11 protein-coding genes are annotated in these 13,472 nt (G+C 71.0%); 8 read left to right on the top strand and 3 right to left on the bottom strand.

Annotation, left to right across the window (positions count from 1 at the left end; all coding sequences use genetic code 11):
- Positions 1-9 precede the first annotated feature (9 nt).
- From BMY74_RS18255 to cobA, 8 genes are all read left to right on the top strand, one after another.
- Positions 10-1,386: a cobyrinic acid a,c-diamide synthase CobB gene (locus tag BMY74_RS18255; protein WP_089917730.1), complete on the top strand. Its 1,377-nt coding sequence runs from the start codon at positions 10-12 to the stop codon at positions 1,384-1,386.
- A 32-nt stretch (positions 1,387-1,418) separates the two neighbouring features.
- Positions 1,419-2,477 carry a cobalt-precorrin-4/precorrin-4 C(11)-methyltransferase gene (locus BMY74_RS18250; protein WP_089917441.1) on the top strand — a complete coding sequence of 353 codons (1,059 nt, stop codon included), beginning with the start codon at positions 1,419-1,421 and terminating at the stop codon, positions 2,475-2,477.
- A complete protein-coding gene (locus tag BMY74_RS18245; RefSeq protein WP_089917439.1) occupies positions 2,477-3,298 on the top strand; it encodes a hypothetical protein in 822 nt (273 codons plus the stop codon). The genes BMY74_RS18250 and BMY74_RS18245 overlap by 1 nt, the downstream gene beginning before the upstream one ends.
- A gap of 43 nt (positions 3,299-3,341) precedes the next feature.
- The gene (locus BMY74_RS18240) at positions 3,342-4,598 is read left to right on the top strand and encodes a cobalamin biosynthesis protein (protein ID WP_089917727.1); all 1,257 of its coding nucleotides are present in this window, start codon (positions 3,342-3,344) and stop codon (positions 4,596-4,598) included.
- 102 nt (positions 4,599-4,700) lie between these two features.
- Positions 4,701-6,071, top strand: a complete 1,371-nt coding sequence (locus BMY74_RS18235; protein ID WP_089917437.1) for a M36 family metallopeptidase — start codon at positions 4,701-4,703, stop codon at positions 6,069-6,071.
- A 123-nt stretch (positions 6,072-6,194) separates the two neighbouring features.
- Positions 6,195-6,971: a S1 family peptidase gene (locus BMY74_RS18230; protein ID WP_089917435.1), complete on the top strand. Its 777-nt coding sequence runs from the start codon at positions 6,195-6,197 to the stop codon at positions 6,969-6,971.
- Between the two features lie 45 nt (positions 6,972-7,016).
- Positions 7,017-7,730: a PIG-L deacetylase family protein gene (locus BMY74_RS18225; RefSeq protein WP_089917433.1), complete on the top strand. Its 714-nt coding sequence runs from the start codon at positions 7,017-7,019 to the stop codon at positions 7,728-7,730.
- 51 nt (positions 7,731-7,781) lie between these two features.
- A complete protein-coding gene (gene cobA, locus BMY74_RS18220; protein WP_089917432.1) occupies positions 7,782-8,990 on the top strand; it encodes a uroporphyrinogen-III C-methyltransferase in 1,209 nt (402 codons plus the stop codon).
- Here cobA and BMY74_RS18215 read toward each other — a convergent pair.
- From BMY74_RS18215 to BMY74_RS18205, 3 genes are all read right to left on the bottom strand, one after another.
- Entirely contained in the window at positions 8,987-10,318 is a 1,332-nt protein-coding gene (locus tag BMY74_RS18215; protein ID WP_089917430.1) for an MFS transporter, read from the bottom strand. The genes cobA and BMY74_RS18215 overlap by 4 nt on opposite strands.
- A 229-nt stretch (positions 10,319-10,547) precedes the next feature.
- Complete coding sequence (locus tag BMY74_RS18210) at positions 10,548-12,089, bottom strand: DEAD/DEAH box helicase (RefSeq protein ID WP_089917429.1); 1,542 nt, start codon at positions 12,087-12,089, stop codon at positions 10,548-10,550.
- A 232-nt stretch (positions 12,090-12,321) separates the two neighbouring features.
- Entirely contained in the window at positions 12,322-13,290 is a 969-nt protein-coding gene (locus BMY74_RS18205; RefSeq protein ID WP_425434842.1) for a serine protein kinase RIO, read from the bottom strand.
- Positions 13,291-13,472: the final 182 nt, after the last annotated feature.

The following is a 13,472-nucleotide window of genomic DNA, read 5'->3' as shown; positions in this document are numbered from 1 at the left end:
GTCCGCGTGGTGAACCGCGTTGTCGTCGCCGCCCCCGCTTCGGGCAGCGGCAAGACCACCGTCGCCACCGGCCTCATGGCCGCGCTGCGCCGCGCTGGCTCGCGGGTCGCGCCGTTCAAGGTCGGCCCCGACTACATCGACCCCGGCTACCACTCGCTCGCCACGGACCGCCCCGGCCGCAACCTCGACCCGGTCATGGTCGGCGAGCAGCGGATCCCGGGGCTGTTCGCGCACGGTTCCAAGGGCTGCGACATCGCCGTCGTCGAGGGCGTGATGGGCCTGTTCGACGGCCGTGTCGACACCGCGGGCATCGGGTCCACCGCGCACGTCGCCAAGCTGATCAACGCACCCGTGCTGTTCGTCGTGGACGCACGCGGGCAGAGCCGGTCGCTCGCCGCGCTGCTGCACGGCTTCCGCGGCTACGACCCCACGGTCCGGCTCGGCGGCGTGATCCTCAACCAGGTCGGGTCGCAACGGCACGAGCAGGTGCTGCGGTCGGCGTGCGACGAGGTCGGGCTCGACGTGCTCGGCGTGTTGCCACGCGACCCGCAGTTCTCCCTGCCCTCACGGCACCTGGGGCTCGTCACGGCGGCCGAGCACGGGCCGGAGGCGGTGGCTGCGGTCGACGCGATCGCCGCCGCGGTGGCCGAGCACGTCGACCTCGACGCGGTGCGCCGGCTCGCGAAGTCGGTGCCTGACATGGCCGTCGCCGCGTGGGATCCGCAGGTGGAGGCCGTGCGCGACGAGCCCGTGATCGCTGTTGCCGGGGGAGCGGCGTTCACGTTCGGCTACGCCGAGCACGTCGAGGTGCTGAAGGCGGCGGGTGCGGCCGTGGCCGTTCTGGACCCGTTGCACGACGAAGCCCTCCCCGACGGCACCGCGGGCCTGGTCCTGCCGGGCGGGTTCCCGGAGCAGCACGCGGAAGCCCTGTCGGGCAACGTGCGGTTGCGTGAGGCGGTGGCCCGGTTCGCTCGATCGGGCGCGCCCGTGCACGCCGAGTGCGGAGGGTTGCTGTACCTCGCGAAGTCGATCGACGGGCACCCGATGTGCGGCGTGCTCGACGCCGAGGGGTTCATGACCCCGAGGCTGACCCTGGGCTACCGGGACGCGGTGGCGTCCGCGAGCTCACCGCTGCACGCGCCCGGCAGCCGCGTGACCGGCCACGAGTTCCACCGGACCCAGCTGTCCACACCGCACTCGAACCCGCCCGCGTGGCACTGGCGGGGCGTCGACTCGCGACCCGTCGCCGAGGGCTTCGCGGTGGGTGGCGTGCACGCGTCGTACCTCCACACGCACCCGGCCGGTGATCCGGAGTCCGTCGCCCGTTTCGTGCGGGCCTGCCACCCGTTCGTGGCAGGAGTGGCAGACGGTACGGTCTTCGCCTGAGTCTCCCTCCCCCAAACCCCTGTGGAGCTGTCGTGACGACGACCGGTCGGGTCACCTTCGTCGGCGCCGGTCCCGGTGCCGCCGACCTCATCACTGTCCGAGGCGCACGCCGCATCGCGGAAGCCGACGTCGTCATCTGGGCTCCCAGCGCGGTGGACGCCGAGTGCGTCCGCGAGCACGCCCGGGCCGACGCCGACCTGGTCGACTTCTCCCGCGTCACGCCCGAGGAGATCACCGACCTCTACCGCAAGGCGGCCGCGTCACGCCAGGTCGTCGTGCGCCTGCACGCGGGCGACGCCGCGACCGGCGGTGGGGTGCAGGAGCAGCACGACCTGTGCGTGCGCCTCGGTCTCGAGGTCGAGGTCGTGCCGGGCGTGTCCGTCGTCGCCGCGGCGGCCGCGCGGATCGGCCGCGAGCTCACGCAGACCGAGGCGTCGTCCGCGGTGCTGCTCTCGCCGGAGAGCAGCGAGCGCGTCAGCGAGTTCGCGCAGCTCCAGACCACGATGGCCGCCACGGTCTCGGGTGCGCGCACGGGCCAGTTCGTGGAGAAGCTGCTGCAGGGCGGATACACGGAAGCCACACCGGTCGTCGTCGCGTACAAGGTGAGCCAGGCCGACGAGGTGCTCGTGCACACCACCGTCGGCGAGCTGGAAGCCGTGGTGAAGAAGCACAAGCTCTACCGCCCGACGCTGTTCCTCGTCGGTGCGGCGGTGAAGGCGCCCACGCGCCGTGTGTCGGCTTCGGCGACGACGTCGGTCGACGAGCCGTTGCGCGCTGCCCGTCCCTCGCGCTGGTCACGCCGTGCCGCCTCCCGCATCGCGACGCGCGTGGACGAGCCCGTTCCGGCGCGTCCGGACGAGCCCATCCCCGCCGCCGCACCGGTCCCCGACGCCCCCGTGGCCGAGCCGAACCCGGCGTGGACAGCGGTCGAGGAAATACAGCAGTCGGTGCGCAAGCCCGCCGAAGAGCAGGCCCCCAAGCCCAAGCTCACGGTGGTCGCCGCTGAGAAGCCGAAGCCGCCGACGGTCAACGCCTCGACGTCCGCGCCGCGCAAGAAGCCGGTCCGCAAGCCCAAGCGGTCCGCGAACTGATGTCGCTCGAGAGGCTGCGGGAGGCAGCGGGCCGTCCCGTCGAGGTCGTCGACGTCGCCGACGGCCTGCGCCCCGCGCTGAACGCGTGCCGCGCCGGTTCCGCCGTCGTCGTCAGGCTGGCCGAGGGCATCGGCCCGGCCGAGATCGGCGCGGGCCTCGCGGGCTGGCGCCGCACGCTGGTCGTGCAGGACGGCGACGAACTGACCACAGTGGACCCGCGTGACGCGGTGACGCGCCGCTGGACGGCACCGGACGCGGTGTTGTGCCTGGCGGACAACGAGTTCCTCCGCTCCAGTGACGGCTGGGCGCTGCCGGACGACGCGTTCGCGAGCCGCACGCACGTGCTCGGCGCCGAGGTCCGCGCGTTCGTGCTGGCCCGGCTCGCCCCGCGTCCCGGCGTGCTGGTGTGGGACGTGCTGGCGGGGTCCGGCGCGGTCGCCGTCGAGTGCGCGCGGCTGGGTGCCGCGGTGATCGCGGTCGAGCCGGATCCGGTGCAGTGCGTGCGGATCATCGCGAACGCGTCCGCGCACGGCGTCGACGTCCGCGTCGAGGAGTCGGAACTGGACGCGCCCTCGTTGCCGCGTCCGGACGCGGTCTTCGTCGGCCGCGGGAACCTGAGCGCGGTCAAGGCCTCCGCCGCGGTGTCGGCGAAGCGCGTCGTCGTCTCGACGGAGAGCGTGGACGAGATCGTGCCCGCGCGGGACGCGTTGCAGGCCGCCGGGTACGAGGTCGAGGGCGTGCACTGGACGGCCTCGCGCCTGCTGGACTCGGGTTTCGCGCCGGCGGTCCCGGTGACGTTGTTGTGGGGAACCAAGAAGTGATCGGTGAGTGGGCTGGTGGCGGCCCGTCGTGGGGAGCATCAGCGTGATCGGAGTCTTCGCCGGCCCCGCCCAGCGCGGTGACGCCGCGGACCTGGCCGGCCTCCTCGGCTCCGACGCCGTCGTCCCCGACGGTCCCGTCAAGCCCGCCGTCCGCAGCCTCTGGCCCCGCCTCGGCGCCGTCGTGCTGTTCCTCGACGCGTCCTCGGCGGTCCGCCTGATCGCGCCCCTGCTGGGGGATCGGCGATCCGACCCCGCCGTGGTCTGCGTGGACCAGCACTTCGTGGTGGCGCTGGCCGGGGACGCGGACGTGTTCGCCCGCCACGTCGCGGACGTGCTGAACCGCACGGCCGTCGTGACCAGCGGCCCGTCCATCGACTCGATGCTCGACGAGCTGGTCGAGCAGCTGGACGCCACCGCGGACGGCGACGTGGAGGCCTGCACCGCCGCCATCGAGGCGGGCGAGAAGGTCGTCCTGCGCAACCCGTTGAACTTCCCCCTGCCCGCGCTGCCGCCGAACGTCGTGCCGGGCGGTGAGGACGCGACGTGGGTGATCGTCGTTGACGACCGGGCCGCCGCGACGAAGGAGAACGTGCTGCGGATCGTGCCGCGCACCCTCGTCGTCGGTGTGGGCTCCACGCGCGGTGCGTCGGCCACGAGCGTTGGTGCCGCACTGTCGGAACTGGACGCCCAGGGTGGCCTGGACCTGCGTGCCATCAAGGCTTTCGCGACGGCGGACGTCAAGGCGGACGAGCCCGGCATCGTGGACGCCGTGGAGGACTGGGGTTTCTGGCACGGGGACACGGCGGAGCTGCTGACGTTCCCGACGGAGGAGCTGGCCGAGATCGGCGTGCCGAACCCGAGTTCGGTGGTGCGCAACTCGCTGGGCACAGCGAGCGTCGCGGAGGCGGCCGCGTTGCGCGGCGCGCAGAGCCTCGGCCTTGGCGGCCGGATCGAACTGGCGGCCGAGAAGTTCAAGCGGGACAACGTGACCGTAGCCGCGGCACGGGTGCTGCCCCGCGGCCGGCTCGCGCTCGTCGGGCTCGGTCCCGGCACGGCCGAACAGCGCACACCTCGTGCGGAGTCGGAGATCCGGCGCGCCGCGTTCGTGGTGGGGACTCCCGAGGCGATCGACGCGGTCGGCCCGCTCCTGCGCGCGGGCACCGAGGTGCGCCACGAGGGCGCGAGCGAATTGGCCTCCGGTGGGGCCGCGGTCGCGTTCGTCGCTTTGGGAACCGGGCCAACGCTGGACATTCCGGTCGAAGCCGACGTAATTGTTGTTCCCGGAGTCTGGGAACACTGATGTTTTTCCTTCTTTCGTAGGGTTTCTGTCGAAGTCCTCCCGATTAGCGTCGCCATGCACACGGCCCATCCCTGCACGGGCCCGAAAGCACTGGAGACCGGCATGAGAGCCCGTCGTCTCGTCGCTGTCGCCTGCACCGCCGGCGTCGCGCTGTCCCTGCTGACGATCACCGCCCAGGCCGCCGCACCCAGGGAAGGCCTGCGCCTGCTGGCCGTTCGCGACTCCCTGACCGCCACGCACACCTGGTACGAGCAGACCTACGACGGCAAACCCGTGCTGGGCGCGTACTACGCCGAGCACGTCGACAAGGCGACCGGCGCGAAGACGGTGGACGACGGCCGTGTCGCCGTGGGATCGGTCGACGTCACGCCCGCCGTCACCGCCGAGGACGCCAAGACGAAGGTCGCCGCGCCGGAGGGGGCGAACCTCAAGGTGCTGCCCGGTACCGGTCTCGTCTACGAGGTGATCTCCGACAGCGGCAAGGGATCCGAGCGCACGCTGGTGCACGCGGAGTCCGGGGCCGTCGTGAAGACGGAAAGCCTGGTCAAGCACGCGGACGGCACCGGCAAGGTGTTCAGCCCGAACCCCGTGGCGTCGCAGCAGAACCAGAACCTCAAGGACGCGAACGACGCCGACTCGGCCGTGCCCGCCGCCGCCTACAAGGCGGTCACGCTGTCCGACCTGGACGGTTCCGGATACCTCAAGGGCAAGTACGCGACGATCACCGGCGCCAAGGGCAAGCTCGCGTACAACAAGAGCAACCAGTTCAACTACACCCGCACCAACGACTACTTCGAGCAGGTCAACGCCTACTGGGGCGTGACGGAGGCGCAGAAGTACATCCAGGGCCTCGGGTTCACCGACATCAACAACGAGGCCCAGAAGATCACCACGCTCGGCCTGACCGAGGACAACTCGTTCTACGACCCGAGCAAGGACCAGATCACGTTCGGCACGGGTGGCGTGGACGACGCCGAGGACGTCGAGGTGGTGTGGCACGAACTGGGCCACGCGATCCAGGACGCCCAGGTGCCCGGCTTCGGCTCGTCGCTCGACGGCGGCTCGATCGGCGAGGGCTTCGGCGACTGGTGGGCGTTGATCATGTCCTCTCGCGACGCCCAGGACACGGCCACGACCCCGTTGGCGTGCATCATGGACTGGGACGCGACGGCGTACACGACCGAGACGCCGCACTGCCTGCGCCGCACCGACACGAACCTGACGGTGAGCCAGCGCCAGAACGAGGTGCACTTCGACGGCCAGATCTGGTCGAGGGCCCTCTTCGACGTCTACAAGGCGTTCGGGCGGGACAAGTCGGCGAAGATCGTGCTGGAGTCGCAGTTCTCCTACTCGCCGTCGACCACCTTCGAGGCGGCGGCGAACGCGACCGTCGCCACCGCGAAGAAGCTCTACGGTGACGCGGACGCCGCCACCGTCGCGGCCGCCTTCAAGGCGCGGGGAATTCTCAAGTAGTCAATTGTGAAGTCGGACATGTCCGACTAATGGCGGTTACGCCGCCGAATCTCCGCCCATGACGCTGTGTGTGCCGTTACTTCACACCCTGCACACACAGCGTCATAGGGAAGGACTGGCAACATGGCGAAAACCCTGCATCGCCTGATCGTGTCCGTCGTTGTGTCCGCTCTCGCGAGCATCTTCTTCGTCGCCCCCGCCGCGAACGCGGGCGACGTCTCGCCGATGATCGTCGGCGGTACGCGGGCGAGCACCTCGACGTACCCCTGGGTGGTCTACCTGGCCTCCACCTCCGGTTCCCAGTTCTGCGGTGGAACGCTGGTGAAGGCCAACAAGGTCGTCACCGCGGCGCACTGCGTCTCGGGCCGGTCCGCGTCCAGCACCCGCGTGGTGCACGGGCGTGACGACAAGCAGAGCACCGCGGGCACGGTCGCGAGCGTCACCCGGATCTGGGTGCACCCGAGCTACCGCAGCGCGACCTCCGGCTTCGACGTGGCCGTGCTGACGCTCGACCGCAACATCAGCTCGGCGACCCTGCCGCTGGCGACGCCGTCCGACACCGCGCTGTACGCGGCGGGCAACTCGGCCCTGATCCTCGGCTGGGGCACCACCTCCTCGGGTGGTTCCGCGTCGCGCTACCTGCTCAAGGCCAACGTGCCGCTGACGTCCGACGCGACCTGCCGCACCGCGTACCCGCAGTACAGCAACACCTCGATGGTGTGCGCGGGCTTCCCGCAGGGTGGCGTCGACACCTGCCAGGGCGACTCCGGTGGCCCGCTGGTCTACGGCGGCAAGCTCATCGGTGACACCTCGTGGGGCCGCGGCTGCGCCGGTGCCGGCTACCCCGGCGTGTACGGCCGCATCGCGACCTACTACGACGTGATCACCGCCCAGCTCTGACCACGTCTGTTGCGGGGTGCGTGCTCCGGCGCGCACCCTGCACGCATGTCTGATCTGCAACCTGTGCCCGAGGACTGGTCGAGCGCGCTGGTCGTCGTCGCTCATCCCGATGACATGGAGTACGGCGGTGCGGGCGCCATCGCGCGTTGGACCGCTCAGGGCAAGAACATCACATACCTCCTCGCGTGCCGTGGTGAGAACGGCATCGACTCGATGGACCCGGTTGTCTGCGCGCCGGTGCGGGTCGAGGAGCAGATCGCGTCCTGCGCGGCCGTGGGCGTGACCGTCGTCGAGTTCCTGGACTACCCGGACGGCACGATCGAGTACGGCCTGCCGCTGCGGCGCGACATCGCGGCCGCCATCCGCCGGCACCGGCCGGAGTTCGTGATCACCGGCAACTACCGCGAGACGTGGCCCAGCGGTGGGCTCAACATGGCCGACCACATCGCCGTCGGGCGTGCGGCCGTCGACGCCGTCCGCGACGCGGGCAACCGGTGGATCTTCCCTGAGCTCGGGCTGGAGAAGTGGGAAGGCGTCAAGTACGTGGCGGCGGCGTCCTCGCCGTTGTCGACGCACGCCGTGGACATCACCGACTCGTTTGACGCCTCCGTGGCCTCGCTACGCGCGCACAAGGCGTATCTGGAGGCGTTGAGCGGCGACATGGCCGATCCGGAGCCGTTCCTCCGTTCGATGGCAGAGGCGGTCGGAAAGCGCTTCGGAGGAGTGCTCGCCACCTCTTTCGAGCTGCTGGAGCTGTGACCATGTTCCCTTCGGCTGGACACGGCGGGTCCCGTGTGGATGCTTCTACGCATGCCCTTTGAACAGCACTACCTGGCCGGCCTCGACCTCCGTGGCCGGCGCGTCCTCGTGGTCGGCGGAGGCACGGTCGCGCAGCGCCGCCTGCCCCGCCTGATCGCGTCCGGCGCCGTCGTCGATCTCGTGTCGCCGTCCGTCACCCCCGCCGTGCAGGGCATGGTCGACGCGGGGGAGCTGACCTGGCACGAGAGGCTGTTCGAGGCCGGTGACGTCGAGGGCGCCTGGTACGTGGTGGCGTGCACGTCCGACATCGAGGTGAACGCACAGATCTCCGAGGAGGCCCTCTCGCAGCGTGTGTTCTGCGTGCGCGCGGACATCGCCGTGGAGGGCACGGCCGTCACGCCCGCGACCGGCATGCACGACGGCATGCTGATCGGTGTGCTCGCGGGAGGTGAGCACCGCCGTTCGGCCTCCGTGCGCGACGGGCTCGTGTCGGCGTTGCGCGACGGCCGCATCGCGGACCAGGCCGCACCCCCCGTCGGCGTCGCCCTGGTCGGAGGCGGCCCCGGCGACCCCGAGCTGATCACCGTGCAGGGCAAGCGTTTGCTGGCGCACGCGGACGTGGTCGTCGCGGACCGCCTGGCCCCGCGCGAGCTGCTGGAGGAACTGCCCGCGCACGTCGAGGTCGTGGACGCGGCGAAGATCCCCTACGGGCGCGCGGCGACGCAGGAGTTCATCAACCAGACGCTGGTCGACCGCGCCAAGGAGGGCAAGTTCGTCGTCCGGCTCAAGGGCGGCGACCCGTACGTCTTCGGCCGCGGCTTCGAGGAGCTGCTCGCGTGCGCCGAGGCCGGCATCCCCGTGACCGTGGTGCCCGGCGTGACGTCAGCGTTCGGTGTACCCGCGTTGGCCGGTGTGCCCGTGACACACCGAGGCGTGGCACACGAGGTGGTCGTCGTCTCCGGCCACGTGGCGCCAGACGACCCGCGCTCGCTCGTCGACTGGCCGGCGATCGCACGCCTGCAGGGCACCGTCGTGCTGATGATGGCCGTCGAACGTGCCGGTGCGTTCGCCACGGCCCTGATGGAAGGCCGTCCCGGTTCCACGCCCGTTGCCGTGATCCAGGAGGGCAGCACGACCTCGCAGCGCGTCTACCGGTCTACTTTGGACTCGCTCGGCGCCGACGTGAAGGCCTGGGAGGTCCGGCCGCCGGCGATCATCGTGGTGGGCCCGGTGGCCGACATCGCTCCAGCAAATGGTTAGGTGAGTTGCTTTCGCAAGAGCCGCAACCGGTGGATTCTGCGTTCACGACGCCGCGTCCACCGGTTTGTGCGCCGATCTTCAACACCTCGACCGGCAAGTGCCTGCAGGGGGCGCTTCGAGAAGGTGACGGCGGCGTCCTGCTCGGGCTCGGCCGCGCAGTGGACGTCCAAGGCGGCGGCCGCGAAGTGACCGCGTAGCGGTCTGACGGCCAGGAGCCCGACCGCGGTGCGCAGCGCGACCGCGACGTACCAGGGCGCCAGCAGCCCGAACCGGTCCGCCACCAGCCCGCCCAGCAGCGCGCCGACAGGCTGAACACCCCAGGTGATCAGCGTCTGCGCGCTGCTGACGCGCCCGAGCAACTCCGCGGGCACCGCCCGCTGCCGCAGCGACGAGGTGGCCACACCCCACACCGCCGTGCAGAACGAACTCACCACGGCGAACACGGCGACCGTCGCCAGGTCGCGCGCCACCGTCGCGATTCCCAGCCACATCAGGGGAATCAGGACGACGGTGATCTCCACAGCGTGCTTCACCCGCGCCAGAACCCGTTCGGCGAGCAGCGCACCCGCGACACCGCCACACGCGAGCGTGGCCAGGAGCGCCCCGAACCCCGCACCGCCCAACCCGAGCCGCCGCTCCGCGAACAACACCAGCGTCGCCATGGTCATCGCGATGCACAGGTTCGTAGTCGCACTTACGACCGTGACGGTCCTCAACACCTTATGTTGCACCAACCACCGCAAGCCTTCGCGTGCCTTCGGCTTCAACGTCGGCTCTCTGCGCTCGGTGCGCATACCGATGACCAGCAACGCCGCGAGACCGAACGTCAACGCGTTGACCCAGAACGGCGCCGACACCGCCGTAGCGAACAACAACCCACCCAACGGCGGTCCGACGAACTGCAGGGCCACCGCCTGAGAGGCGAACAACCTGCCGTTCGCGCGCTCCAGCAGATGGTCGTGCACAGTGGCTTTGATGAGCGGCTGACCCACGGCACGTGGGAAGTTCTCGGCCGTGCCGATCAGGAACGCCATGGCGTACAGGAACACGATGTGCGTGCTGTGGAAGGCCGCGAGCACGACCATGAGCCCGCACTGGACCCACAGCGCGGCCAGGAGGAGGCGTCGGCCGTCGTACCGGTCGGCCGCCGCGCCGGCGGGGAGGGCGGCCAGCAGCCAGGGGAGCGTGCCGAAGAAGCTGACGCCGGCGATGAGCCTCGGGTCCTGGGTGAGCGTCGTGGCGAGCAGGGGGAGTGCCGCCAGGAAGATGCCGTCCCCCAGCGCCGAGATGGCGCTACCGCTCCACAGCAGGTACCAGTTCCGCCCCATGGGGCACCTTATGCGTGGCGATGAGGCCGCCGGCTGGGGGCCCGCCCACCCAGGGGGCTGACCACCTGCCTCCACCCAACTTAACGCCGACGCGGGCGCGTCAAGCCACCGCTCGCCGATCTGTGGACAACTCGGCCGAGCTGGCCCCGGAATGGGCTCGAGCCGTCTCCCGAAACGGCGAAGGCCGCCTCCCCGAACCGGGGAAGCGGCCTTCGACCGAATCCGAACCTCAGTGCTGCGGCGCCCGGCGCGGACGACCCGCGCTGCCGCGCTCGGTCCGCCCGAACGTGCGGCCACCCTCGGACCGCTCCGCCCGGCGCGGCCCACCGCGGAACTCGCCGCCCTCGGTGCGGCGACCCGAACCACCGCGGTACTCACCGCGGCCGCCACCGGCGGCAGGTGCGCCGAACCGGCGTCCGCCGCCGCTGCGGCGGGCCGGCTTCTCGCGCTCGACGATCGGCTCGCCGGACGGGATGCGGGCACCGGTGATGCGGACCAGGTCGTCGTCGCCGGGGCGCACCTTCGTGCTCTCCGGGCGGATGCCCGCGCGGGCGGCCATGCCCTGGACGGCGCGGCGCTGGTCGTGCGTCACCAGGGTGACGACCGTGCCGGACTGGCCTGCGCGTGCCGTGCGGCCCGCTCGGTGCAGGTAGTCCTTCGGGTCGGCCGGCGGGTCGACGTGCACGACGAGCGAGACGTCGTCGACGTGGATGCCGCGCGCCGCCACGTCCGTCGCGATCAGGACGGGAGTGGTGCCCTCGCGGAACTCGCCGAGCACGCGGGTGCGCGCGCTCTGCGCCTTGCCGCCGTGCAGGGCGCCCGCGTGGACGCCGACCGAGCGGAGCTTCTTGGCCAGGCGGTCGACGTGGTGCTTGGTGCGCACGAACATGATCGTGCGGCCCTCGCGCGCGGCCACCTCGGTCACCACGTTCTGCTTGTCCTCGGCGGACACGAGCAGCAGGTGGTGCTCCATGGTCGTGACGCTCGCGGTGGCCGGGGCCACCGAGTGCGTCACCGGGGAGTGCAGGTACTGGCGGACCAGCTTGTCCACGTCGCCGTCGAGCGTCGCGGAGAACAGCAGGCGCTGCCCGTCCTGCGGCGTCAGGTCGAGGATCGCGCGGACCTGCGGCATGAAGCCCATGTCCGCCATCTGGTCGGCCTCGTCCAGCGCGGTGATCTCGACCTCGGACAGGTCGCACGTGCCCTGGCGGACGTGGTCGGACAGCCGGCCCGGCGTGGCGATCAGCAGGTCGACGCCGCGGCGCAGGTGGTCGATCTGACGCGGGAAGGACGTGCCGCCCACGACCACGCGGCACCACAGGCCCAGCGAGCGGGCGTGCGGCATGAGAGCCGTCTCCACCTGCATCGCGAGCTCACGGGTCGGGACGAGGATCAGGCCGCGCGGCTTGTGCGGCAGCGAGCGGCCGCCCGCGAGGCGGGTCAGCATCGCGAGGCCGAACGCCAGCGTCTTGCCGGAGCCGGTCTGGCCGCGGCCGAGGATGTCCTTGCCCGACAGCGAGTCGGGAAGGGTGGCCGCCTGGATCGGGAACGGCTCGGTGATTTCGTTGGCGACGAGCGAGCGGATCAGCGCGTCGGCAAGGCCGAGTTCAGCGAACGAGGGCAGCGGGCCTTCCGGCAGCGTGCTCTCGAACGGCTCGGCGACGATCGGTTCCTCGACCCGCGACTGCGGACGCGAGGAATTGCCCTGGCGACCCGAGCGGCGCCGCGGTGACCTGCGGCTCTGTCCACGCTCGGAACGACCTTCGGACATTGATGGCAAAACAAACCTCCGAGACATGGCACGTCTCAAGGCTGCCCCGCGCTTGCCGCGGTGCCAGTTCACAAGGACGAGCCCGGCGTGGTGGTCACGCCTGAATGAGTGGGTGGACGCACCGGTCAACGGCCGTCAAGCCTTCATCGGTGCTCTTACAGTCTAGCTGATCAACGGCAACCACTCGCGCGCCCGGCAGTGTCGTTGGACACGGCCGGACGCGCAACGTGGGTCAGGCCATACCCGCCACGTCCAGCAGCGTTGCCACCAGCGACGACGGGTCGCCGATCTCGGGCGGCAGGCCGCGCGCGGCGAACCAGCCGCAGATGTTGCGGACGTCGCGGTCCAGGAACTCCACCCCGCGCGGGTTCGCGACGAGGTCGACCACCTGCGGCAGGTCGATCACGACCAGCCTGCCGTCGTGGACCATCAGGTTGTACGCCGAGAGGTCACCGTGCGTCATGCCCGCCTCCGCGAGCGTCGACAGCGTCGCGACCAGCTGGCGCCACAGGTCGAGCAGCTCGTCCTCGCCGGGACGGGTCTGCGCGAGCCGCGGCGCCGCGTTGCCCTCGGCGTCCCCGATGAACTCCAGCAGCAGCTCGGTACCGCTGCGCTGCACCGGGTACGGCACGGGCGCGCCGACCTGCCACAGCTTCGAGAGCGCGGCGAACTCCGCGACCGCCCACTGCTCGGCGATCAGGTTGCGCCCGAACGCCGTGCGGTTCGCGATCGCCCGCGTCTCACGGGACTTCTTCATGCGACGACCCTCGAGGTACCCCGCGTCGCGGTGGAACATCCGGTGGTCGTTGCTGCGGTAGCGCTTCGCGGCGAGCAGGCTCGTCCTCTCGCCGATGGCGCGTTCGAGCAGGAAGACGTCCGCCTCCTTGCCGGTCTTCACGATGCCCAGCTCGCGGTCCACCGCGGCCAGTTCCGTGATGAGCCAGTTCGGATGCGGTTTCGGGCCCTGCTCCGCGTCGCCCCACGTGGACCAGCGGTCGCCGTCCTCGGGGGTGTCGGCCGAGCTGAGCTGGTCCTCGCGCACTCGCGCGACGCGCAGCTTCTCGGCTTCGGTCATGCGGCCGCGACGCGTGGGTTCCGCGTCGTCGCCGCGCCTGGTGGTGCGCTTTCCCTTGCGCCGCATGGTGTCGTCGGCGCCTTCGAAAGCAGACTCGTAACGTTCGTAGAGATCGTGCTCGCGCACGGTGGGGTCTCCCAGGTGATGAAGGTGACCGCCCCACTGGCGCTCTGCGATCAAACGGTGCTGATCAGGCGCGAAGGGCGGCTGGACGGGTCGCGAGTGCGGTGCCACGTCCAAAGACAGGCTCTGACATCACGCACCTCCTCGATCCAGCTCCGTTGTCACGCTTCGGGGGAGAGCTTGCC

Origin of the sequence: Lentzea albida (assembly GCF_900111005.1) — a bacterium.
In the GTDB taxonomy this organism is placed as follows: domain Bacteria; phylum Actinomycetota; class Actinomycetes; order Mycobacteriales; family Pseudonocardiaceae; genus Lentzea; species Lentzea albida.
This window is presented reverse-complemented; position numbering and strand designations above follow the sequence as displayed.

Excerpts from the sequence above, each read along its gene's own strand:
- BMY74_RS18245 (WP_089917439.1), top strand. The coding sequence starts at position 2,477 with ATGTCGCTCGAGAGGCTGCGGGAGGCAGCGGGCCGTCCCGTCGAGGTC.
- BMY74_RS18235 (WP_089917437.1), top strand. The coding sequence starts at position 4,701 with ATGAGAGCCCGTCGTCTCGTCGCTGTCGCCTGCACCGCCGGCGTCGCG.
- BMY74_RS18230 (WP_089917435.1), top strand. The coding sequence starts at position 6,195 with ATGGCGAAAACCCTGCATCGCCTGATCGTGTCCGTCGTTGTGTCCGCT.
- BMY74_RS18225 (WP_089917433.1), top strand. The coding sequence starts at position 7,017 with ATGTCTGATCTGCAACCTGTGCCCGAGGACTGGTCGAGCGCGCTGGTC.
- cobA (WP_089917432.1), top strand. The coding sequence starts at position 7,782 with ATGCCCTTTGAACAGCACTACCTGGCCGGCCTCGACCTCCGTGGCCGG.
- BMY74_RS18215 (WP_089917430.1), bottom strand. The coding sequence starts at position 10,318 with ATGGGGCGGAACTGGTACCTGCTGTGGAGCGGTAGCGCCATCTCGGCG.
- BMY74_RS18210 (WP_089917429.1), bottom strand. The coding sequence starts at position 12,089 with ATGTCCGAAGGTCGTTCCGAGCGTGGACAGAGCCGCAGGTCACCGCGG.